Source organism: Streptomyces sp. cg36 (assembly GCF_041080675.1).
In the GTDB taxonomy this organism is placed as follows: domain Bacteria; phylum Actinomycetota; class Actinomycetes; order Streptomycetales; family Streptomycetaceae; genus Streptomyces.
Genome location: NZ_CP163520.1, coordinates 5,906,009 through 5,927,838, shown reverse-complemented (window position 1 = coordinate 5,927,838; position 21,830 = coordinate 5,906,009). Strand labels below are relative to the sequence as shown.

The window sequence follows — 21,830 nt, the reverse complement described above, 5'->3', positions numbered from 1 at the left end:
CGCCACCCCCCGGCCCCGGTCAGGCGCCCCGCACCGCCAGTGCGCGCCGTACGTCGTCGAGCTGGTCGGCGATCTGGCGGCGCAGCGCGGGCAGCGGCTCCGCCCCGGCCAGGCACGCCTCGGCCAGCGCGACGGCCTCGGCGTCCACGGCGTGCCGCGGGTAGGCGTAGCGGCCCGCGGCCTCGGCGATGGCCGGGCCGCGGCGGGCCGCCAGCGGGACGGCGTCCGCGAAGAAGCGCGGCACGTACTCCCGTACGAGATCGGCCTGTTCGGGCTGCCAGAAGCCCTGGGCGGTGGCGTTGAACAGGTAGTTCGAGAGCGTGTCGCCGTCGAACATGGCGGCCCAGGCCGCCGCCTTCGCCTCGGCGGTGGGCAGCGCGGCGCGGCAGCGGGCCGCGCCCTCCTCGCCGGTGGCGCTGGGGTCGCGGGCCAGCTCGGCGGCGATCTCCTCCTCGGTGGTGGCGCCCAGGACGGCCAGCCGGTTCAGCACCCGCCAGCGCAGTTCGGGGTCGAGCTCGGGACCGCCGGGGACGCCGCCCTCGGTCAGCCACTCGCGGATGGTCTGCGGCTGGGCGGCGCCGGAGACGTAGTGGCGCACGGCGGTGAGCCGCAGGCCCGGGTTGTCGCCGTCCTCGGTGCGCCGGATGAGGTCGCGGGTGAGCTCGGTGAGCAGGGCGAGGGCGGCGGGGCGGGCCTCGGCGTCCAGGTAGCGGTCGGTGATCTGGGCGGCGGCGAAGGTGAGGACGCCCTGGACGACCGCGAGGTCCGACTCGTACGGCAGATGGGCGCGGGCCGCCTCCAGATAGGCGGTGGGCGACAGCTGGCCGTCGCGGACCATGTCGCGGGCGGCGTTCCACACCACCGCGCGCGACAGCGGGTCGGGCAGTCCGGAGAGCGAGCGCAGGGCGGTCTCCCAGGACTCGGCGTCCAGCCGCACCTTGGCGTAGGAGAGGTCGCCGTCGTTGAGGAGGACGAGCGCGGGGCGGGCGCCGGGGCGGGTCAGGGGCGCGCCCGGCACGTCGGTCTCGAAGCGCTCGCGCAGCACCAGCCGTCCGGGGCGCGCCGCGTCGACGTCGTAGACGCCGACGGCGACGCGGTGCGGGCGCCCGCCGTCCTGCTCGACGGTGAGCGTCCAGGAGCCCTCGGCCTCCTCGACGACCGGGGTCAGGGTGTCGACGCCGGTGGTGCGCAGCCACGACTCGGCCCAGCCGTGCACGTCGCGGTCGGTGGCGGAGGCCAAGTTGTCGATGAAGTCGGCGAGCGTGGCGTTGCCGAACCTGTGCCGCCGGAAATGGGTGTTGATGCCGGCCAGGAAGTCCTTCTCGCCGAGCCAGGTCACCAGCTGGCGCAGGGCGGAGGCGCCCTTGGCGTAGGAGATGCCGTCGAAGTTGAGCATCGCGGAGGCGGTGTCGGGCACGGCGTCCGGGTCGGGGGCGACGGGGTGGGTGGAGGGGCGCTGGTCGGCGTCGTAGCCCCACGCCTTGCGGACGATGCCGAAGTCCACCCAGGTGTCGGTGAAGCGGGTGGCCTCGGTGAGGGTCTGGTAGCCCATGTACTCGGCGAACGACTCGTTCAGCCAGATGTCGTCCCACCAGCGCAGGGTGACCAGGTCGCCGAACCACATGTGGGCCATCTCGTGGGCGATGACCATGGCGCGGGTCTGGCGCTCGGTGTCGGTGACGGCGGAGCGGTAGATGAACTCGTCGCGGAAGGTGACGAGCCCGGGGTTCTCCATCGCGCCCGCGTTGAACTCGGGGACGAACGCCTGGTCGTAGGAGTCGAAGGGGTAGGGCTCGTCGAACTTCTCGTGGTAGCGGTCGAAGCACTGCCGGGTGATCTCGAAGATCTCCTCGGCGTCGGCGTCCAGGTAGGGGGCGAGCGAGCGGCGGCAGTGGATGCCGAAGGGCAGGCCCGCGTGCTCGGTGGTGGTGGAGTGCCAGGGACCGGCGGCGAGCGCCACGAAGTAGGTGGAGAGCAGCGGGGTGGTGGCGGCCTTCCAGCTGCCGTCGGCCCGCTGCTCGGTGATGCCGTTGGCGAGGACGGTCCAGCCCTCGGGGGCGGTGACTTCGAGGTCGAAGACGGCCTTCAGGTCGGGCTGGTCGAAGGCGGCGAAGACGCGCTGGACGTCCTCCATGAACAGCTGGGTGTACGTGTAGGTCTCGCCGTCGACGGGGTCGGTGAAGCGGTGCAGGCCCTCGCCGGTGTGCGAGTAGCGCATGACCGCGTCGATCCGCAGCTCGTGCGGGCCCTCGGCGAGGCCGGTCAGCGCGAGGCGGTTCTCCACCAGCGCCTCGGGGTCCAGGGGCCGGCCGTCGAGCGAGACCGAGCGCAGGGTGGCCGGCTTGAGCTCGACGAACGTGTCCCCGGCCGCGCGCGCGGTGAATTCGATGACGGTGTGGGAGTCGAAGGTCTCCTCGCCGGTGGTGAGATCGAGGGCGATCCCATAGCGGTGGACGTCGAGGAGCCGGGCACGGGTCTGCGCTTCGTCGCGCGTCAGTACGGACATGGGGGCCATGCTGCCCGATGCACCCCGGTCCGCACAGCGGGACGGTGTTGCGCTGTGAGCGCACGGGGTGCCCGGGCGGGCGGCGGGCTCAGGAGGACTTGGCGATCGTCTCGTGGTGCCGGATGACCTCGGCGATGATGAAGTTCAGCAGCTTCTCGGCGAACGCCGGGTCCAGCTTGGCGCTCTCCGCGAGCCGCCGCAGCCGGGCGATCTGCTCGGCCTCGCGCGCGGGGTCGGCCGGGGGCAGCCGGTGCTCGGCCTTGAGGTGGCCGACCTGCTGGGTGCATTTGAACCGCTCCGCCAGCATGTGGACGACGGCCGCGTCGATGTTGTCGATGCTGTCGCGGAGCCGGGCGAGCTCGGCCTGCACGGAGGGGTCGTTCGTGGTCATGGTCATCGAGCTTACGTGGCCCGGCCGGGGATCGTCGGAGGGTGTTCAGGATCCGGGATCCGGCTGCTCCAGCCGCCGGGGACGGCCCGGCCCTGGCGGCGGCGGAAGCGGACCGGGGCGGTGCCGACCCGGCGGGTGAAGAGCCGGGAGAAGTACGCCGGGTCCTCGTACCCCACCCGGCGGGCGACGGCGGCGACCGGCAGGTCGGTGGTGGCGAGCAGTTCCTTGGCCCGGCCGAGCCGGATGCCCAGCAGATAGTCCTTGGGGCTGCACCCCGCGCCCCGGCGCACCGCCGTGCGCAGCTCGGCGGGGGTCATGCCGTGCCGGGCGGCGTGCTCGGCGACCGACAGCGGCAGACAGGCGTCCCGGGCCAGCGCCTGGAGCACCACGTCGCCGTCGGGGGCGAGGTCGGCGCGGGCCCGGCGCAGCGCCACCAGGAGCTCGGGGACGGCGGCGGCCGTCTCGACCTCCAGGAGCGGGTTGCCGCGGCGGGCGGCCCTGGCGATGCGGCCGACGACGGCGCGGGCGCCGGCGCTGTCGGCGAGCGGGACGACGGGCCGCTCGGGCTCGATGTAGCCGAGCTCGGTGTAGGTGGCGGTGGCGGGCCCGGTGAAGTCGACGAACGACTCGTCCCAGCCGGTGGCCGGGTCGGCCCCGTAGTGGTGGGGCACGCCGGGGGTGAGCCAGAGCAGGGCGGGCGCGGTGACGGTGGTGCGGCGTCCGTCGGCGCCCCGGAACCAGCCGCCGCCCGCGCCGATCACCACGGCCACGTGGTGGTCCAGGGTGCGCGGCCCGACGGCGGGGAGCAGCCCGTGCTGCAGGCCGACGCCGAGGCAGACCAGGCCGAGCCGGTGGTGGACCGGGCTGGGAGTGAAATAGCGCATCCAGGTGTGGTACATCCCGGTCCGTCCCCCTTCCGTGCCCCCGTGCGTCCAATCAGTGCCGATCTTTGTCCATGGACCACCGGTGGCGCCAGGGGCGAGGCTGGCGCCGGAGGACCGAGAGACGGGCGGGGCCGGTGGCTGACTTCACGGTGGGCGAGAAGGACTTTCTGCTGGACGGGCGGCCGGTGCGGCTGCTTTCGGGGGCGCTGCACTACTTCCGGGTCCATGAGTCGCAGTGGGGTCACCGGCTGGCGATGCTGCGGGCGATGGGGCTGAACTGCGTCGAGACGTACGTGCCGTGGAACCTGCACGAGCCGGCGCCCGGCCGGTTCCGGGACCCGGGCGCGCTCGGCCGCTTCCTGGACGCGGCGCGGGCGGCCGGGCTGTGGGCGATCGTGCGCCCCGGCCCGTACATCTGCGCCGAGTGGGAGAACGGCGGGCTGCCGCACTGGCTGACGGGGTCGCTGGGGCGGCGGGCGCGGACCCGGGACGCGGAGTACCTGGCGCACGTGGGGCGCTGGTTCGGGGAGCTGCTGCCGCAGGTGGTGGCGCGCCAGGCGGACCGGGGCGGCCCGGTGCTGATGGTGCAGGTCGAGAACGAGTACGGCAGTTACGGCACGGACACCGCGTATCTGGCGGAGCTGGCCGCGCTGCTGCGCGAACTGGGCGTGAGCGTCCCGCTGTTCACCTCGGACGGGCCCGAGGACCACATGCTGACCGGGGGCTCGCTGCCCGGTGTGCTGGCGACCGCGAACTTCGGCTCGGGCGCCCGCGAGGCGTTCGGGGCGCTGCGCCGCCACCGCCCCGACGGGCCGCTGATGTGCATGGAGTTCTGGTGCGGCTGGTTCGAGCACTGGGGCGCGGACCCGGTGGCGCGCGACGCCGGGGACGCGGCGGCCGAGCTGCGCGCGATCCTGGAGTGCGGCGCCTCCGTCAACCTCTACATGGCGCACGGCGGCACCAGCTTCGCGGGCTGGGCGGGCGCCAACCGGGACGGCGCGGAGCACCTGGGGGCGCTGCGCCCGGACGTCACCTCCTACGACTACGACGCGCCCGTCGACGAGCGGGGCCGCCCGACGGCGAAGTTCTGGGCCTTTCGCGAGGTGCTCGCCGAGTACGCGGACGGCCCGCTGCCCGAACTCCCACCTCCGCCGAAGGAGTTGGGCTCCCCGGTCGCCGTCGCGCTGACGGAGTTCGTGGCGGCCGGGGAGCTGCTGGAGGCGCTGGGCTCGCCCGAGCACGGCCCCGGGGTGGCGCCGTCCTTCGAGGAGCTGGACGTGGACCGGGGCGTGGTGCGCTACCGCGTCGAGGTGCCGGGTCCCCGGCAGCCGTATCCGCTGCGGGCGCTCGGGCTGCGGGACCGGGCGCTCGTGTACGTCGACGGGGTGCGGGCCGGGGCGCTGACCGAGGAGGAGCCGGTCCTGGCGGAGCCGGTGGCGGGGCCCGCGGCGGTGGAGCTGTGGGTGGAGTCGCTGGGGCGCGTCAACTACGGTCCCCGGCTGGGCGAGCCGAAGGGCCTCACCGGCGGGCTGCTGCACGAACGCCAGTTCCTGCACGGGGTGCGGGCGCGGGCGCTGCGGCTCGACGCGTTCGACGACGCGGACCGGGTGCGGCGGCTGCCGTTCCGTTCAACTGCGGAGGGGGGCCGGGGGCTGTTTCGAGGCACCTTCGATGCCCCGGATCCCGGTGACGCCCGCCTTGAATTCCTCGGTCTAGTACGGGGTTTCGCCTGGGTCAACGGCTTCTGCCTCGGGCGTTACTGGACCATCGGACCACATGCGTCGCTCTTTGTCCCCGGGGCGGTGCTGCGGGATCAGGCCAACGAGGTGTGGGTGTGGGAGCTGGAACTTGAGGACTCAACGGGTCCGGAAGTGAAGTTCCTCTAGCCTCGAAGGGCGTGAAGAAAGCGCATTCCCTTTCCCGACGCACCCTTTGAGGTTGACATGAAGGATCTCATCACCCGATCCCGCATCGCCAAGCTGGCCGCCTCCGGAGCCGCGGTGGCAGCGACCCTGCTGCTCGCCTCTCCCGCGTCCGCCGCCACCGCGATATCGGTGACCCCGAACACGGGCCTCTCCGACGGCCAGACGGTCTCGGTGACCGCTTCCGGGTACACGCCCGGCGCCGCCGTGAACGTGGGCGAGTGCGCCTCGGCCACCGTCTGTTCCAACGACGTCAAGTACCTCACGGCCGACGCCGGCGGCAACGTCTCGGTGCAGCTGACCGTCAAGAAGACCTTCACCGCCAAGGACTGGTCCACGGGCCAGGACGTGAACGTGGACTGCTCGGCGACCCAGTGCAACGTCACCGCCTGGGAGCAGACCAGCGGGAACACGGTTCAGAACATCGCGTTCCAGTGAGCCGCTGATCCCGTCGGCCGGTGCCCCCCAGCACCGGTGGCAAAGGACCGTCCGGCGGTCTCCCTCCCGCCGCCGGACGGTCCGTGCCGCATCTAGAGCCGCGTCACCTCGAAGGCGTCCAGGACGAACTCGGCCGTCCCGTCGTCCCCGGTCTTGCGCAGCCCGACCCATGCCTCGCCCGTCGCGGGCGCCGTGAACTCGTACGCGTGGACGGCCGGTTCGGTCGCCTCCGCGAGCGGCGCCCGGCTCAGTTCGCGGGTGGCCGCGCCCTCGTCGACGGCCGTGATCCAGGCGTACTGCCCGGCCTTCTCGCAGACGTGGCGGAAGGTCACGCGATAGCGCTTACCCGGGAGGAACCGGACAGTGAACGGCACGGTCCGGTAGACCAGACCCTCGTTCTCGCCGCGCGACTTGAGCGACTGGCCGCCGTCGACCACGTCGTCGACCGCTTTCCCGTTCCAGCCGCGCCGGGTGTACGGGGAGTGCCGCTGCGCGATGTGGGTGCGCGGGTCGGTGGCGCCGCCCGCGTCGCCCTTGACGAAGACGCCCCAGCCCTGCGGCACGTGCTCGAAGTCCTCGTACGCCACGGTCCCCGCCCTGGCCGTGGGCCGGGCCGGGACCACCCGGACGTTGTCGAAGCGCACCCGGGCCCGCCCCGCCGCCGCGCGCAGGGTCAGCCGGACCGGGCCGCCGCCCTCGGGGACCGTGAAGTGGGCGGACATCCGCTGGAAGCGGGTGCCGTGCTTGCGGTCGGCGGCCACGAAGTTGCCCGCCGTGGACGTCTCGGTCCAGGCCCGCGCGGTGACCCCGTCGGCGGTCTCGACCTCCAGGGCCGCCAGGCGCCGCTCGCCCGGCTCCTCCCCCACCTCGACCTGGACGGACGCCGCGTAGCTGCCGGGGGCCAGCCGGCGCAGCCGCTGGCCGACGGAGGCCGCCGCGCCCGCGCCGATCACCAGCTCGTGGTCGCCGAGACCGCTGCGGCGCACCGAGGCCGGTCCGGTGACCGTCCACCCGTCGAGGGAACCGGAGTGGAAGCCCGGGTCGTGCAGCGCGGTGCCCTGGCCCCAGCCGGGGCTCTGCGTCCGCGCCCGCGCGCGGACCACGACGTGGGGCACCCCGGCCGCCACGTCCTCGACGGTGACCGCGCCGGAGCGGACCGGCAGTTCGCCCGCCTCCGCCCGGCCCTGGTCGGTGAGCCGGTACAGGACCACCGAGCGGGCCCCCGACCAGCCGCGCGGCAGCCGCCAACTCGTGCTGCCGCCCCGGGGGTTGTAGTGGTAGAGCTTCGCCGGGTCGCCCGCGCGGCGGGGCTCCCAGGGCAGCAGATAGGCGCCCCCGTCGTAGACGAGCCGCCCGTCCGTGGTGATCCGGCGCACCCCGCCGGTGTCGGTGACGGCGGTGGCGTACGGCCCGAAGAAGGTGACCTCGTGGTCGCTCCAGCGCCGGATCGGATACGCCTGGAGGTACTTGGCGGGCAGCGAGTGCGTCCAGAGGAGGTCGTAGAAGGCGCTCCAGTCGGTCTTGCCGACCCAGCCCTCGAAGTTGCCCATCCGCGCGTGGCCCAGCAGGGTCGGCCACTTGTCGGCGAACACGTCCTTCTGGTGGTGGCGCACGAACCGGATCAGCCGGGAGTTGATGCCGCGCGAGGTGTCGCCGCCGTAGTCCGTCTCATTGGCCCAGTGCGACCAGAGCGAGGAGCGCTCCAGGCCGTGGCCCCACTCGGAGGTGACCAGCCAGCCCTGGTCGCGCAGGGCGCGCTGGAGGCGGTCGGAGGTCCAGCCGGACTCGCGGAAGACGTCGATGTACAGGGCGTTCAGCGCCGGGTCCGCTTCGCGCCGCAGCGCCGCGAAGCGCCGCACGATGTCGCCGGAGACCAGGTCGCGGCGCTGGTCGATGCGGTACGACTGGTCGAGCCAGTCCCACTGCCGGTCGTTCTTGTCGACCAGGGTCTCGGAGAAGGCGCGGGCGACCGGGTAGGACTCGGTGGCGTTGACGTGGACGGCGAAGTCGCTGTTCCACTTCCGGCCCTCGCGGACCAGGAAGTTGAGGTCGTCGAGGCCGCCCGCGCGCTCGTTGTAGTTGCCCGCGTAGTCGGGGTGGGCCGAGTCGTGGCCCTCGGACTGGTACCCCTTGAGGATCGTGTACTGGCGCAGCCCGTCGGTGGCCAGCGAGATCCGCTTGACGTCGTCGAGGGTGGCCAGGAACGGGTTGGTGGCCTGCGAGGCGAAGTTGAAGGGGATGTGGGGCACCACCCGCAGGTGCTGCTCGTCCGCGCCGAGCGGGTTCACCATGATGTCCCGGAACGCGATGGCCGCGTCCTGCCAGTCGACGGTGCCGTCCCCGTTGCGGTCACCGGTGACGATCACGGTGGCGTACGGGAGCGGCTCGGTGTCCTCGACGGCGGCGGTGGCGGCCCGGTGCGTCCACTGCCCCGGCGCCAGCCGCGCCTCGACGTATCCGTCCCGCTTCAGCGTCTGCCGCCACAGCCGCCCGTTCTCCCAGGTGGTTCCGGCCGCGCCGTCGGGCTTGTCGTAGCAGGTGTTGGTCTCCACGGCGCCGCCGAGGGCGTCGTGGGCGACGACGGCGTAGGCGCAGCCGGTGGGGCCCGGGTCGGCCGGGGTGTCCGGGGCGAGCGTGACCAGGGTGTCGCCGCTCTTCGCCTTGTCCAGCTGGATCCGGGCGGCGAGCAGGGCGGCGCCCGGCTGGTCGCTGCGGACGGAGAGGAGGGCGAGGCCGGGGATCTGGAGGGTGCCGACGCGGAGGGCGGGCGTGTCGTGGATGCGGGTCACCCGCCAGTCCACCTTCAGTCCGCCGACCCGGATCTCCACGTCCAGCTCGGTGCCGCCGTCCAGGGCGAGGGTGTACGCGGCCCGGTCGCGCCCGAACCGCGCGGTGACCCGGGGCGTGTGCGCGACCCCGTCGACCAGGACGGTGGTGACGGCGTCCTGCTGCCCGTACAGCACGGCGCCGCTCGCGCGGTGGGTGTACGAGACCACGCGCGGGAACGCGGTGGCGACCCGCACCGCGAGGTCGCGCGAGGCCAGGGTGTGCTCGGGCGCCCCGGCGGCCGAGGCGGCCCCGGGCACTCCGAGCGCGGCGGAGGCCCCGGCCAGCGCGGTGGCCGCGACCACCGTCCTCCGCTTCGGTCCGCGTACGTCAGCGTTCACGCCGGCATCCTCCTCGTGACGGGGTCCACTGCCAGGTCACGATGGGCCGCGCGGCACGGGCACGCCCATGGACGGAAGGGGGGCGGATGTTGGACTTAGCGTTCGCGCGCGGGACGGCGAGTGGCCTCCGGGGCGGGTCCCGGGCCCGGCGGCCCGCAAGCGTCCGCCAGCCGGCGGGTGCCCGCTCGGGCGGATCCCCGGCCCTGTCGCCCCATGCGTCCGCGAGCCGGCGAGTGGCCGCCCGCCCGGATCCCCTGGGCCAGGTCGCGCCGTCCGCCCCCTACCCGTCCGCCGACAGCGGCAGTGTCGCCAGTACCAGCCAGCCGCCCTCCGTCGCCGGTCCGGCCGTCAGTTCGCCGCCGAGCGCCGTCACCCGCTCCCCCAGCCCCGCGAGGCCGAAGCCCCCGCCGCGCGCCCCGGGCGCGAGCCGCACCCCGTGGGAGCCGTCGTCCGCGACCCGGACCTCCAGGCCGCCCGCGCCCAGCCGCAGCCCCACCCGTACCGCGCTCGCGTCCGCCGCGTGCTTGCGCACGTTCGTCAGCGCCTCGCGCACCACGTGGTGGGCCGCCGCCGCGACCTCGGCGGGCAGCGCGTCCTCCAGGCCCGCCTCGACGTAGAGCACGGCGGGCGGGCCGGTGAGCGAGAAGCGGTCGGTGAGTTCGCGCAGCTGGGCCAGGCCCGCGACCGGCTCGGTCTCGGCCTCGCCCTCGCGCAGCACCCGCACGAGACGGCGCATCGCGCTCAGCGCCTCCCCGCCCGCCCGCTCGATCCGGCCGAACGTCTCGGCGGCCCGGGGCCCCTCGGCGGCGGTGTAGCGGGCGGCGCTCGCCTGGACGACGATGCCGGTGACGTGGTGGGCGATCAGGTCGTGCAGCTCCCGGGCGAGCTCCAGGCGCTCGGCGGTGCGGACCGCCTGGAGGTCGCGCACCCGCTGCCAGGACTGGGCGCGCAGCAGCAGCGAGTACGCGCTGACGACGACGGTGAGCACCGCGAAGAGCAGGGTGAAGCGGCCGGGCGAGGCGTCCCGGACCGGCACCGCCATGCAGCCGAGGCCGAGGACGGGTCCGAGGACGGCCGCCGTGCGCGAGGGCGCCCGCAGCAGCACGGCCGCGAGCAGGACGAGCAGGGCCAGCGCCTCGCCCATCCCCCACACCACTTCGGGGCGGTCCAAGAACATCAGGCCGGTCGCGGCCCAGGTGACGGTGGCGGCGGTCCAGGCCCGTACCGTCAGGGGGATCCGGGGCCAGGGCAGCGCGCACAGGCAGACCAGCAGGCCCGAGGACCAGACGATGGCGTGCGGCAGGCTGGGCTGCCGGGCCAGTGCCAGGCCCTCGAAGACGACCAGGCCGACCAGGACGGCGGCGAGCGCCGCCCGACCGGTCTCCTGCCAGTGCGGATGGCCGCGGAGCCAGGTGCGCAGGGGGCTCACGGCGTCCCCGTGGCCAGTCCGCTCTCCCAGGCCCAGGCGGCGATCTCCACCCGGTTGCGGGCGCCGAGCTTGCCCTGCACGTTGGCGAGGTGGGTCTTGACGGTGGAGAGGGAGACATAGAGCTCGGCGGCGATCTCGGCGTTGGTGGCGCCGCGCGCCAGGCACCGTACGACGTCGCGCTCGCGGTCGGTGAGGGGTTCGGCGGGCCGCCCCGGGGACCCGGCGGGGCGGGCGCTCGCCAGCTCCCTGAGCAGCCGTACGGTGATGGCCGGGGAGACCAGCGAGTCCCCGGCCGCCGCCGCCCGGACCGCCTCGACCAGCATCTCGGGGCTGGCGTCCTTGAGGAGGAAGCCGGAGGCGCCGCCGTGCAGGGCGGCGTGGACGTACTCGTCGAGGTCGAAGGTGGTGACGATGACGACGCGGGGGCGGTCCCGGCCGGAGAGGCGGCGGGTCACTTCGAGGCCGTCGAGGCCCGGCATGCGGATGTCGAGGAGCAGGACGTCGGGGTCGAGCCGTTCGACGGCGTCGAGCGCGGCCGGGCCGTCGGCGACGTCGTCGAGGACGTCGACGTCGGGCCGGCTCTCCAGGATCAGGCGGAATCCGGTCCGGACCATCTCCTGGTCGTCCGCGATGACCACCGTGATCGACATGTCCCTATATGACCAGGTTGGGCCGGGCGCCCGCAAATCCCCGGACGCCCGGCCCGCCGCTGCGGCGCGCGGGTACTAGAGGGTGGCCGCGGCCCGGGCGATGTCGGCGGCGAAGGTCGAGACCTCGCTGTAGACGCCGGGGTAGCCGGGCTCGGCGCAGCCCTGGCCCCAGCTCACTATGCCGACCTGGATCCAGGCGTTGTCGTTGTCCTTGCGGAACATCGGGCCGCCGGAGTCGCCCTGGCAGGTGTCGACGCCGCCCTGCTGGACGTATCCGGCGCAGATCTCGTCGCCCGGCACGAGCTCGCTGCCGTACGCCTGCTGGCACTGGGCGTCGGAGACGAAGGGCACGGTCGCCTTGTAGAGGTAGCGCTGCTGGCCGCCGCCCTCGCTGCGGGCGCCCCAGCCGGCGATGGTGAAGGTGCCGTTGTTGAACTGGGTGGTGGTGGCGATCTTGAGGGTGGGCTGGTTGACCGGCTTGGCCAGCTTGATCAGCGCCCAGTCCTTGCCCTTGCCGTTGTAGCCGGGGGCCTGGAGGACCTTGGTCGACTTCACCTTGACCGCGCTGCCGCTCTGGAGGTCGACGACGCCGGCGGTCGCGGTGATGGAGGTGTTGTTGCCGGAGCCGTCCACGCAGTGGGCGGCGGTGAGCACGATCTGCTGGGTGTAGAAGGCGCCGCCGCAGCCCATGGAGAGGCGGACCATGAACGGGAACTCGCCCTGGGCGGCGCGGGTTCCGCCGACGACGGGCGCCGGGGAGGCCGAGGCGCCGGTGCCGGGCTGGAGCGTGAAGGCGGCGAGGGTGACCGCGGCGACGGCCACGCATCTCTTGAGCGCGCGCACGATGCTGTTGTTCAAGGGACTGCCCTTCGTGGGGGGTTGGGGTTCCGCACCCCGGTGCGCCGGGACGTCGGGGGCCTCTTCCATGACCCCCTCATGACATGGGCGCGTCAAGGTGCGTCCTCGGATTATCCGAAGCGGCCACCGGCGCTACAAGGGAGGGTTTCCGGCCAACCGCGCCGGGCGCCGCAAGGTCTGCGGGCCGTACAGTGGAGGCCGGTTCACCGTCGTACGGGGGTGCCAGCGTGACCCATGAGCGCACGGCCAAGGGCAGCCCGGTCGTCCACGGGTATCCGCACCTCGACACCGTGCGCGCGGCCCTCACCGCGCTGCACAAGCGGCTCTCGCCGGAGGCGCTGCGGGCGTACGCCACCAGCGTGCTCCCCGCCGACGTCGCCTTCGCCGACACCGACGACCTGCACCTGGGCGCCCAGCGGGTGGCGCACGCCCTGGTCCAGCACCTGCGGCTGCCGGACGCCCGGATGATCGTGGGCTTCCGCGAGATGCGGCACGCGGCATCGGTCGAACTGGCGGCGGGTCCCGAGTACTTCATCGAGCTCAACGACCGCTTCCGGGAGCACCGGCGGGACATCGGCGCGGCGCTGGCGCACGAGATCACCCATGTGCTGCTGCACCGGCTCGGCCTCGACTTCCCCGGCACCCGCGACAACGAGATCCTCACCGACACCGCCACCACGTATCTGGGGGCGGGCTGGCTGCTGCTCGACGCGTTCCGCGAGTCCGCGCTGACCAGCCAGAAGCTCGGCTATCTGACGCCCGAGGAGTTCGGGTACGTCCTGGCCAAGCGGGCGGCGCTGTTCGGGGAGGACCCCGCCCCGTGGTTCACCAGCCCGCAGGCGTACCCCGCGTACACCGCGGGCCTCGCGCTGGCCCGCGAGGACGCCCGGCGGCCCCCGCTAGCGGCGGCGGGGTGGGCCGGGCGGCGGCGGTACGCGAAGGACCGCCGCCGGGCGGCCGGGCGCGGCGGCACCTGGCCGGCGCCGGACGCGCCCTACGCCTTCGAGGCCGGGCCGGACGGCCCGCGCGTCACCTTCCCCTGCCCCACCTGCCACCAGCGGATCCGGGTCGGGGTGCGGGGACCGGTACGGGTGCGGTGCGCGCCGTGCGGGTCCGTACTGGAATGTGACACCTAGGGCCCAGGGACGGTCCGGCGGCGGTCGGTGACTGTTCCGGGTGGCGGCGAGTACGCGCCACCCCGGCCGAAAAGCACCCCCATCCGCCCTCCACTGGCATGCCCGCGGTCGCCCCCCGTTCACCGTCAGGCCACACGTCACCCCCGTAATGAAGGAGTTGTCTGTACAACAGTTGGCTGTACAACTCGCCCCCTCATGGAGCCCTCGTGACGACCGCCCCTCGTATACGCACCGCCGGCCTCGGCCTCGCGCTCACCGCCGCCGTCTTCTCGCTCGCCGCCTGCGGGGCGAAGAGCGACGACGCCAAGACCGTCGGGTCGGGCGGGAAGTCCATGGCGACCGCCGCCTCCGCCGCCGACGCCGGGGGGATGGACGCCCTGGTCGCCGCCGCCAAGAAGGAAGGCACCCTCAACGCCATCGCGATCCCGCGCGACTGGGCCAACTACGGCGCCCTCATCGACGGGTTCGAGAAGAAGTACGGCATCAAGGTCGCCGTCGAGAATCCCGACGGCACCAGCCAGGACGAGATCAACGCCGTCAAGACCCGCAAGGGCCAGGACCGCGCCCCCGACGTCCTCGACCTCGGCGCCTCCTTCGCGCAGGCCGCGGCCCAGCAGGGGCTGACCGCCCCGTACAAGGTGGCCTCGTACGACAAGATCCCCGAGGGCCAGAAGGCCGCGGACGCGCGCTGGTTCAACGACTACGGCGGCTACGTCTCCATCGGCTGCGACGCCAAGCGCGTCAAGCAGTGCCCGCAGACCTTCGCCGACCTCCTCAAGCCCCAGTACAAGGGCCAGGTCGCGCTCAACGGCAACCCCACCAAGTCCGGCTCGGCCTTCGCCGGGGTGTACGCGGCCTCCCTCGCGAACGGCGGCTCCTTCGACGACATCCAGCCCGGCCTCGACTTCTTCGGCAAGCTGAAGAAGAGCGGGAACTACAACCCCGTCGAGTCCACCCCGGCCACCGTCGAGAAGGGCGAGACCCCGATCTCCATCGACTGGGACTACCTCAACGCCGGTTACGGCGAGGAGTTCAAGTCCAAGGGCCTGGACTGGAAGGTCGCCGTGCCCACCGACGGCGTGTACGCGCAGTACTACTCCCAGGCCGTCAACAAGGACGCCCCGCACCCCGCCGCCGCCCGGCTGTGGCAGGAGTACCTCTACTCCGCCGACGGCCAGAACCTGTGGCTCAAGGGCCACGCCCGGCCCGTCCTGATGGGCGCCATGGCCGCCGACGGCTCCCTGGACAAGGCCGCCGCCGCACAGCTGCCGAACGTCGAGGGCACGCCGAAGTTCCCCACCGAGGCGCAGACCGCCAAGGCCAAGCAGACCCTCGCCGCCGGCTGGTCCAAGGCCGTCTCGGGCTGATCTGAACCATGACCCTGCTCACCTCCTCCTCGCCGGGGGCCGCGACCGCCCACGAGGCGCGCGGGCCCCGGCCCCGGGCCCGGTGGCGTCCCGGCCCCTGGCTGGCCGCCGTCCCGCTGCTCGCCTTCGTCGCCCTCGCCTTCGGACTGCCCGCGCTCGCCATGCTCAACGGGGCGCTCTCCAAGGGCGGTTCGTACGGCCTGGACAACCTCGGCGAGTCCGTCCAGGGCGCCTACCGCACCGCCCTCGTCGGCAGCCTCAAGCTCGCCGCCACCACCGCCGCCCTCGGCTCGGTGCTCGGGCTGCTGCTCGCCCAGGCCGTCGTCACCTCGCGCGGCCGGGCGCTGCGCGAGGCCGTGCTGACCGCCTCCGGCGTCCTCGCCAACTTCGGCGGCGTCCCGCTCGCCTTCGCCTTCGTGGCCACCCTCGGCAACGCCGGTGTGCTCACCACCCGGCTCGGCCTGGACCGGCACGGCTGGAGCCTCTACAGCTTCTGGGGGCTCGCGCTGACCTATCTGTACTTCCTGGTGCCGCTGATGGTGCTCACCGTCGCCCCCGCGCTCGACGGGCTGCGCCCGCAGTGGCGCGAGGCGGCCCTGAACAACGGCGCCAGCACCTGGCAGTACTGGCGGCACGTCGGCATCCCGGTGCTGCTGCCGACCCTGCTCGGCGGGTTCGTGCTGCTCTTCGGCAGCGCCTTCGCCGCCTACGCCACGGCCGCCGCGATCGTCGGCAGCTCGGTGCCGCTGGTGACCCTCCAGATCGCGGACGCGCTCTCCGGCAACGTGCTGATCGGCCAGGAGAACGTGGCGCTCGCCCTCAGCCTCGACATGGTGCTGGTCGCGGCGCTGGTCATGGCCGTCCATCTGCCGCTGCAGCGAAGGAGCGCCCGATGGCTCGCCTGATCCCCGCCGGACTCCGCCCCTGGCGCGGCGCCGTCCTCGGCATCGCCGCGCTCTACTTCCTGGTGCCGCTGCTGGCCGCCGCCGTCTTCACGGTGGACGTGCCCGGCCAGGGCCTCACCCTCGACTCCTACGCCCAGATCTTCGCGGCCGACGGCTTCACCACGGCGCTGCTGCTCTCGCTCGGGCTCGCCCTCACCACGGTCGCGCTCGCGCTGCTGCTGACCCTGCCCGCCGCCCTCGCGGTCCGGCTCTCCGGCTCGGGACGGCTGCGCGCGGTGCTCGAAGTGGTCTGCACCCTGCCGCTGGTGGTGCCGCCGGTGGCGCTGGTGGCCGGGATCGGGACGGTCCTGAAGTGGGGGCCGGACCATCTGTCCACCACCCCGCTCTACGACACCTTCGTGGCCGTGCAGAACCCCGGCTTCCCCCTCGTGCTGGTGCTCGCGTACGTGGTGATGGCGCTGCCGTTCGTCCACCGCTCGCTGGACGCGGGGCTGCGCGCCGTGGACGTCCGCACGCTGGTGGAGGCGGCCCGGGACCTGGGCGCCTCCTGGCCCCGGGCGATCTTCTCGGTGGTGCTGCCGAACCTGCGCACCGCGCTCCTGAACGCCTCGTTCCTGACGCTGGCGCTGGTGCTCGGCGAGTTCACGGTGGCGCAGCTGCTCGGCTTCCAGCCGTTCGCGGTGTGGATCGTGCAGGCGTCCGGCTCCAACGCCCAGCTGTCCGTGGCGGTCTCCCTGCTCAGCCTGGTGCTGACCTGGGTGCTGCTGCTCGTGCTGACCGCCGTCTTCCGTACCCGCGCCGACCGTTCGGCGCGTACCCCCCGCAGTGACAAGAAGAAGAAGGAGGCGGGCGCGTGACGATCACCGCTGCCGCTCCGCGCACCGGGACCGCCCTCCAGATCCGGGGGCTGCGCCGCACCTTCGGCTCCGCCGTGGCGCTGGACGGGCTGGACCTCGACGTCGCCCCGGGCGAACTGCTCGCCCTGCTGGGCCCGTCGGGCTGCGGCAAGACGACCGCGCTGCGGGTGCTGGCCGGGTTCGAGCGGCCGGACTCCGGCCGGGTGCTGCTCGACGGCGAGGACATCGTCGCGGTGCCCGCCAACCGGCGCGACACCGGGATGGTGTTCCAGTCGTACAGCCTCTTCCCGCACCTCACGGTCACCGACAACGTGGCCTTCGGGATGCGGATGCGCAAGGTCGCGGCGGCCGAACGCCGTTCGCGCGCCGCCGAGTTGCTGGAGCTGGTCGGCCTGCCCGAGCACGGCGGACGCTATCCGCACCAGCTCTCCGGCGGCCAGCAGCAGCGGGTCGCGCTGGCCCGCGCGCTCGCGCTGCGCCCCCGGCTGCTGCTGCTCGACGAGCCGCTGTCGGCGCTGGACGCCAAGGTGCGGGTGAACCTGCGCGAGGAGATCCGCCGCCTCCAGCTGGAGCTCGGGATCACCACCGTGTTCGTCACCCACGACCAGGAGGAGGCGCTGTCGATGGCCGACCGGGTCGCGGTGATGCGCGGCGGGCGGCTGGAACAGTGCGCGACCCCGGCCGAGCTGTACGACCGGCCCGCGACCCCGTTCGTGGCCTCCTTCATCGGCACCATGAACCGGATCCCGGGCCGCCCGGCCGGGGACGGCACTGCCGAGGTGCTCGGCGTGACCCTGCCGGTGGACGGGCCGGCGAGCGGCGCCACCGCCTTCCTGCTGCGCCCCGAGGCCCTGGACGTTTCGGCCGACGGGCCCGACGTGGTGACCGGCAGCTCCTTCCACGGGGCCAGCACCCGGCTGCGGATCCGGCTGGCGGACGGCACCGAGGTCAAGGCGGACCTGCCCTCGCACACGGCGGGCGCGTTCGGCACCGGCGCGGCCGTGACCGTACTGCCGCAGCGGCGTCCGGTGCTGGCGGCGGGTGAGGAGGCGTGAGCGCGCTGCGGGCGGTGCTGTTCGACATGGACGGCACCCTGGTCGACACCGAGGAGACCTGGGTCGAGGTCGTGGAGCGGGTCGCGGCCCGGCACGGCCACGCCCTGGTCGGCGCCGGGCGCCGGGCGGTGTACGGGCGGTCCGTCGAGGACACCGCCGAGATGCTGTACGAGCCGCTGGGCGCGGAGCGCGCGGCGCTCGCGGCCGAGCTGGGCGAGGGGTTCGCGGCCCGGCTCGCCGAGGGGGCCGAACCCCGGCCGGGGGCGCTGCGGCTGCTGTCCGCGCTGCGCCGCGACGGGGTGCCGACCGCGCTGGTGTCGGCCTCGCCGCGCGCGGTGGTCGACCGGGTCGCCGCCTCCCTGGACGGGCACCGCTTCGACGCGGTGTACGGCGCGGAGGACACCCCGCGCACCAAGCCCGCGCCCGACCCCTATCTGGCGGCGGCCCGCGCCCTCGGCGCCGAGCCCGCGCAGTGCGTGGCGGTCGAGGACACGGTGACGGGGGTGACGTCGGCGGAGGCGGCCGGCTGCGCGGTGCTGGCGGTGCCCTCGGTGGAACCGATCGCGCCCGCGAGGGGCCGCACGGTGCTGGCTAGTCTTGAGGAGGCGGATCTCGCACTGCTCCGCTCGCTGATCAGCGCCGGATAGAAGGCAGTTGAGGGGGAATCGGACGTGGCAGGCAAGGCGCCGCTGTACCGGAAGGTGGCCGGCGATCTGCGGGCCGCGATCACCGCGGGGGAGTACGGATCGGGGGCGCGGCTGCCCGCCGAGGACGAGCTCGCCCGGCGCTACGGCGTGTCCCGGGGGACCGTCCGCCAGGCGCTGGGCGCGCTGCGGGCCGACGGTCTGGTGACCTCGCGGCGCGGGGCGCGCCGGGTGGTGCTCGGCGGGGGCGGCGGGGCGCGGCTGCAGAGCTTCGAGGAGCTGCGCTCCTTCGCCCGGTGGGCCCGCTCGCAGGGCGAGGAGCCGGGCGGCCGGACGGTCGCGGTGGATCCGGCCGGGGCGGACGAGGAGGAGGCGTACTACCTCCAACTCCCGGTCGGCACCCGGGTGTTCCGGGTGCTGCGGGTGCGCACGCTGTCCGGTTCGCCGGTGATGGTGGAGCGGACGACCTATCCGGAGCGGGTGGGCGCGCTGGTGGCGGCGATGGACCCGGGCCTCGCCTCGCACGCCGACGAACTGGAGGCGCACGGCGTGCTGTTCACCGACGCCCACCACACCATCGACGTGGTCCCGGCGGACGCGGCCGACGCGGAGCTGCTCGGCTGCCGGGCCGGTGAGGCGCTGCTGCGCGAGCGGCGCCGCTCCACCGACCCGGCGGGGCTCCCGGTGGAGTGGTCCCAGGACCGCTATCTGCCGGGGACGGTGGCCTTCACCGTACGGAACTCGACGGGGTCGCGGGCGATGGGCCGCAGCCTCGGCGGCTAGAACCCATCGCCCCACGGCCGTCCGACGGCTTCAGCAGCCGAAGTCGATCAGGTCGAAGGTCGCGTAGTGGTCCCCGGTGTAGTAGTCCTCGTCGGCCTGCTGTCCGGTGACGATCCGGCGCGCGCCGCGCGTCGGGGAGCCGGGCGTCTTGACCGTGTACTCGTGGTAGTAGCCGTTCGGCTCCGACGGCAGGACGTGCTCGCGGTTCTGGAAGACGACGCCGTCCTGCGCGTACGGGAACGGGCCGCCCCGGGCGATCAGGTTCAGGGTGTCGTCCGCCTGCGGGGGCAGTGCGGAGTGGCAGATGGTGCCGGTGGTCTGCACGGTGGCGGCGGCCGGGAGCGCGGCGGGGCCCGCGAGCAGGGCGGCGGCGAGGGCGGCGGTACCGGCGAGCGTCATGACGCGTGGGGGGATTCTCATGCGCCACATGATGACGCGCGTAGATCGGACCCGGTCAACGCCAATTCCGTTGAATTTCCCATGAGTTCACCTTCCGCACCGGCGCGTAACGGAGGCGACTTCTCTACTTTGCCGTCTTGGGCGGAAATTGGCCATTCTTTCGTTTAAGCAAACTAAACGCCTTGGTACCCTCTCCCGCCATGGACCAGAGCATCGCTGCCGACCGCGCCAAGGCGGTCGAAGACCTTCTGGACGTGGCGCGCGAACACAGCGGCGCCACGGTCATGTTCCACACCGCCGTCGCCGCCCGGCAGGGGCTCGGCGCCTCGGAGACCAAGACGCTCGATCTCCTCGAACGGTTCGGCCCGCTCACGGCGAAGGAGCTGTCGCAGCACACCGGGCTCGCCCCCGCCTCGGTGACCGGCCTGGTCGACCGCCTGGAGGCCAAGGGGTTCGTGCGGCGCGCCAAGCACCCCACGGACAAACGGCGCGTGCTCATCGAGATCCGCTGGGAGAACGTGGCGGGCCTGAAGAGGTTCTTCGCGGACTGGTCGCACGAACTCGCCGCGCTGTGCGACGAGTTCACCACCGAGGAACTGGCCACGGTGATCCGGTTCCTGGCGGGCGCGAGCACGCTCCAGCGCAGGACGGCGGCGGGGTTGACCCCCTAGCGCCCACCCCCGCCTCACCCCGCCCCGTACACCGCCCCCGGCGCGGACGACCGTTCCACCAGCTTCCGTGCCGTCGCGCCCGCCTCCGCCGGGGTCCAGCGGGCGCCCTTGTCCGCCGTCGGGCCCGCGCGCCAGCCCTCCATCACGGTGATCCGGCCCGCCTCCGCCTCGAAGACGCGGCCCGTGACGCCCTCGCTGGCGGGCGAGCCGAGCCAGACGACCAGCGGCGACACGTCCTCGGGGGCGGCGGCGAGATCCGCGAAGGTCCGCTCGGTCATCCGGGTGCGGGCCGCCGGGGCGATGGCGTTGACCTGCACCCCGTACCGCGCGAGCTCCGCCGAGGCGACCAGGGTGAGGCCGACGATCCCGGCCTTGGCCGCCGCGTAGTTGCCCTGGCCCACGCTGCCGAGCAGCCCGGCCCCGGACGTCGTGTTGACGACCCGGGCCACCGGGCGGCGCCCCGCCCTGGACTCGGCGCGCCAGTGGGCCGCCGCCGCCCGCAACGGCAGGAAGTGGCCGGTGAGATGGACCCGCAGCACCGCGTCCCAGTCCTCCTCGCCCAGGTTGACGAGCATCCGGTCCCGCAGGAAGCCCGCGTTGTTCACCAGGGCGTCCAGCCGCCCGAAGGCGTCCAGGGCCGCCTCGACGAGGGAGGCCGCGCCCCGGGCGGTCGCGATGTCCCCGCCGTGGGCGACGGCCTCGCCGCCCGCCGCGCGGATCTCGGCCACCACCTCCTCGGCGGGGCTCCCGGCGCCCCCGGGGCCGCCGTCGAGGCCGACGCCCAGGTCGTTGACGACGACCCGGGCCCCCTCGGCCGCGAACGCCAGCGCGTGCGCGCGGCCCAGCCCGCGCCCGGCGCCGGTCACCACGACGACCCGGCCCGCGCCCATCCCGTTCGTCCCGCCCCCGCCGTCCCTGTCCGCGTCCACTGTCTGCCCCTACTCCCCGTCCCCGGACGGCTTGTTGACGGTCGCCGCGTCCAGGAAGGCGGGACGTTCTCCCCCGCCGTGGACGAGCAGCGACGCACCGGTGATGTACGCGGCCCGCGCCGAGGCGAGGAAGACGGCCGCCTCCCCCACGTCCGACGGCTCGGCGAGCCGCCCGAGCGGCACGGTCCGGGCCACGGCCGCGACGCCCTCCTCGTCCCCGTAGTGCAGCCCCGCCAGCTCCGTGCGGACCAGGCCGGGGACGAGGGTGTTGACCCGGACGAGGGGCGCCCACTCCACCGCCATCGAGCGGGCCAGGCTCTCCAGCCCGGCCTTGGCGGCGCCGTACGCGGCGGTGCCGGGCGAGGGGCGCGTACCGCTGACGCTGCCGATCATCACCACCGATCCGCCGGACGCCCGCAGGTGCGGGTACGCGGCGAGCGAGGCGGTCAGCGGCGCGGTGAGGTTGAGTGCGAGCACGCGCGCGTGGCGCTCGGCGCCGCACTCGCCGAGCAGCCGGTGGGGCGTGCCGCCCGCGTTGTTGACGAGCACGTCCAGGTGGCCGCGGTCGGCCGCGACCGCGTCGAAGAAGTCCTGGACCGCGTCCGGTTCGCGCAGGTCCAGCGGGTGGAACACGGCGGTGCGGCCCGCCGCGCGGACCGGTTCGCGCGGCGGCCTGCGGGCGCAGACCACCACGTCGGCGCCCGCGGCGAGGAACGCCCGCGCGATGCCCGCCCCGACGCCCCGGGTGCCTCCCGTGACGACCGCCGCCTTCCCGGCCAGCTCCATTCGCTGCTACCTTCCTGACCTAACAAACGTTTGGTGGAAAGGTAGCTGATCCG

Annotated in this window: 20 protein-coding genes; 10 read left to right on the top strand and 10 right to left on the bottom strand. The window is 74.0% G+C overall.

Annotation, left to right across the window (positions count from 1 at the left end):
- Positions 1-19 precede the first annotated feature (19 nt).
- The 3 genes from pepN to AB5J87_RS26210 form a co-directional block, all read right to left on the bottom strand.
- Positions 20-2,506, bottom strand: a complete 2,487-nt coding sequence (gene pepN, locus AB5J87_RS26220) for an aminopeptidase N (protein ID WP_369379824.1) — start codon at positions 2,504-2,506, stop codon at positions 20-22.
- Between the two features lie 88 nt (positions 2,507-2,594).
- Positions 2,595-2,903, bottom strand: coding sequence for a chorismate mutase (locus AB5J87_RS26215; RefSeq protein WP_369379823.1), 309 nt, complete (start codon positions 2,901-2,903; stop codon positions 2,595-2,597).
- Between the two features lie 5 nt (positions 2,904-2,908).
- Complete coding sequence (locus tag AB5J87_RS26210) at positions 2,909-3,796, bottom strand: helix-turn-helix domain-containing protein (protein ID WP_369379821.1); 888 nt, start codon at positions 3,794-3,796, stop codon at positions 2,909-2,911.
- 119 nt (positions 3,797-3,915) lie between these two features.
- On the opposite strand from AB5J87_RS26210, the gene AB5J87_RS26205 reads away from it, so the two are divergent.
- Positions 3,916-5,667, top strand: a complete 1,752-nt coding sequence (locus AB5J87_RS26205) for a beta-galactosidase family protein (RefSeq protein ID WP_369379819.1) — start codon at positions 3,916-3,918, stop codon at positions 5,665-5,667.
- 57 nt (positions 5,668-5,724) lie between these two features.
- On the top strand, positions 5,725-6,141 hold the full coding sequence (locus tag AB5J87_RS26200; protein WP_369379817.1) for an enediyne antibiotic chromoprotein: 417 nt from the start codon (positions 5,725-5,727) through the stop codon (positions 6,139-6,141).
- Positions 6,142-6,233: 92 nt separating this feature from the next.
- On the opposite strand, the gene AB5J87_RS26195 is transcribed toward AB5J87_RS26200, so the two are convergent.
- From AB5J87_RS26195 to AB5J87_RS26180, 4 genes are all read right to left on the bottom strand, one after another.
- A complete protein-coding gene (locus tag AB5J87_RS26195) occupies positions 6,234-9,308 on the bottom strand; it encodes an endo-alpha-N-acetylgalactosaminidase family protein (RefSeq protein ID WP_369379815.1) in 3,075 nt (1,024 codons plus the stop codon).
- Between the two features lie 280 nt (positions 9,309-9,588).
- The gene (locus tag AB5J87_RS26190) at positions 9,589-10,737 is read right to left on the bottom strand and encodes a sensor histidine kinase (RefSeq protein WP_369379813.1); all 1,149 of its coding nucleotides are present in this window, start codon (positions 10,735-10,737) and stop codon (positions 9,589-9,591) included.
- Positions 10,734-11,387 carry a response regulator gene (locus AB5J87_RS26185; RefSeq protein ID WP_369379810.1) on the bottom strand — a complete coding sequence of 218 codons (654 nt, stop codon included), beginning with the start codon at positions 11,385-11,387 and terminating at the stop codon, positions 10,734-10,736. The genes AB5J87_RS26190 and AB5J87_RS26185 overlap by 4 nt, the downstream gene beginning before the upstream one ends.
- Before the next feature lie 75 nt (positions 11,388-11,462).
- The gene (locus AB5J87_RS26180; RefSeq protein ID WP_369379808.1) at positions 11,463-12,245 is read right to left on the bottom strand and encodes a trypsin-like serine protease; all 783 of its coding nucleotides are present in this window, start codon (positions 12,243-12,245) and stop codon (positions 11,463-11,465) included.
- Between the two features lie 227 nt (positions 12,246-12,472).
- Here AB5J87_RS26180 and AB5J87_RS26175 point away from each other — a divergent pair, with 227 nt between their 5' ends.
- From AB5J87_RS26175 to AB5J87_RS26145, 7 genes are all read left to right on the top strand, one after another.
- Entirely contained in the window at positions 12,473-13,381 is a 909-nt protein-coding gene (locus AB5J87_RS26175) for a hypothetical protein (protein ID WP_369379805.1), read from the top strand.
- A gap of 206 nt (positions 13,382-13,587) precedes the next feature.
- The gene (locus tag AB5J87_RS26170) at positions 13,588-14,748 is read left to right on the top strand and encodes an ABC transporter substrate-binding protein (RefSeq protein WP_369379803.1); all 1,161 of its coding nucleotides are present in this window, start codon (positions 13,588-13,590) and stop codon (positions 14,746-14,748) included.
- Positions 14,749-14,756: 8 nt separating this feature from the next.
- Entirely contained in the window at positions 14,757-15,653 is an 897-nt protein-coding gene (locus AB5J87_RS26165) for an ABC transporter permease (protein ID WP_369379801.1), read from the top strand.
- The gene (locus tag AB5J87_RS26160) at positions 15,641-16,510 is read left to right on the top strand and encodes an ABC transporter permease (RefSeq protein ID WP_369379798.1); all 870 of its coding nucleotides are present in this window, start codon (positions 15,641-15,643) and stop codon (positions 16,508-16,510) included. Before AB5J87_RS26165 ends, AB5J87_RS26160 begins: the two co-directional genes overlap by 13 nt.
- Positions 16,507-17,565, top strand: a complete 1,059-nt coding sequence (locus AB5J87_RS26155) for an ABC transporter ATP-binding protein (protein ID WP_369379795.1) — start codon at positions 16,507-16,509, stop codon at positions 17,563-17,565. The genes AB5J87_RS26160 and AB5J87_RS26155 overlap by 4 nt, the downstream gene beginning before the upstream one ends.
- Positions 17,562-18,212, top strand: coding sequence for an HAD family hydrolase (locus AB5J87_RS26150; protein WP_369379793.1), 651 nt, complete (start codon positions 17,562-17,564; stop codon positions 18,210-18,212). The genes AB5J87_RS26155 and AB5J87_RS26150 overlap by 4 nt, the downstream gene beginning before the upstream one ends.
- 24 nt (positions 18,213-18,236) lie before the next feature.
- A complete protein-coding gene (locus tag AB5J87_RS26145) occupies positions 18,237-18,992 on the top strand; it encodes a GntR family transcriptional regulator (RefSeq protein WP_369379791.1) in 756 nt (251 codons plus the stop codon).
- 30 nt (positions 18,993-19,022) lie between these two features.
- On the opposite strand, the gene AB5J87_RS26140 is transcribed toward AB5J87_RS26145, so the two are convergent.
- Positions 19,023-19,412: a ribonuclease gene (locus AB5J87_RS26140; protein WP_369379788.1), complete on the bottom strand. Its 390-nt coding sequence runs from the start codon at positions 19,410-19,412 to the stop codon at positions 19,023-19,025.
- Positions 19,413-19,591: 179 nt separating this feature from the next.
- Between AB5J87_RS26140 and AB5J87_RS26135 the strand changes: the two genes are divergently transcribed.
- A complete protein-coding gene (locus tag AB5J87_RS26135) occupies positions 19,592-20,062 on the top strand; it encodes a MarR family winged helix-turn-helix transcriptional regulator (protein ID WP_369379787.1) in 471 nt (156 codons plus the stop codon).
- Between the two features lie 14 nt (positions 20,063-20,076).
- On the opposite strand, the gene AB5J87_RS26130 is transcribed toward AB5J87_RS26135, so the two are convergent.
- Positions 20,077-20,952: an SDR family oxidoreductase gene (locus AB5J87_RS26130; protein ID WP_369383675.1), complete on the bottom strand. Its 876-nt coding sequence runs from the start codon at positions 20,950-20,952 to the stop codon at positions 20,077-20,079.
- A 48-nt stretch (positions 20,953-21,000) separates the two neighbouring features.
- Positions 21,001-21,777: an SDR family oxidoreductase gene (locus AB5J87_RS26125; protein WP_369379784.1), complete on the bottom strand. Its 777-nt coding sequence runs from the start codon at positions 21,775-21,777 to the stop codon at positions 21,001-21,003.
- Positions 21,778-21,830: the final 53 nt, after the last annotated feature.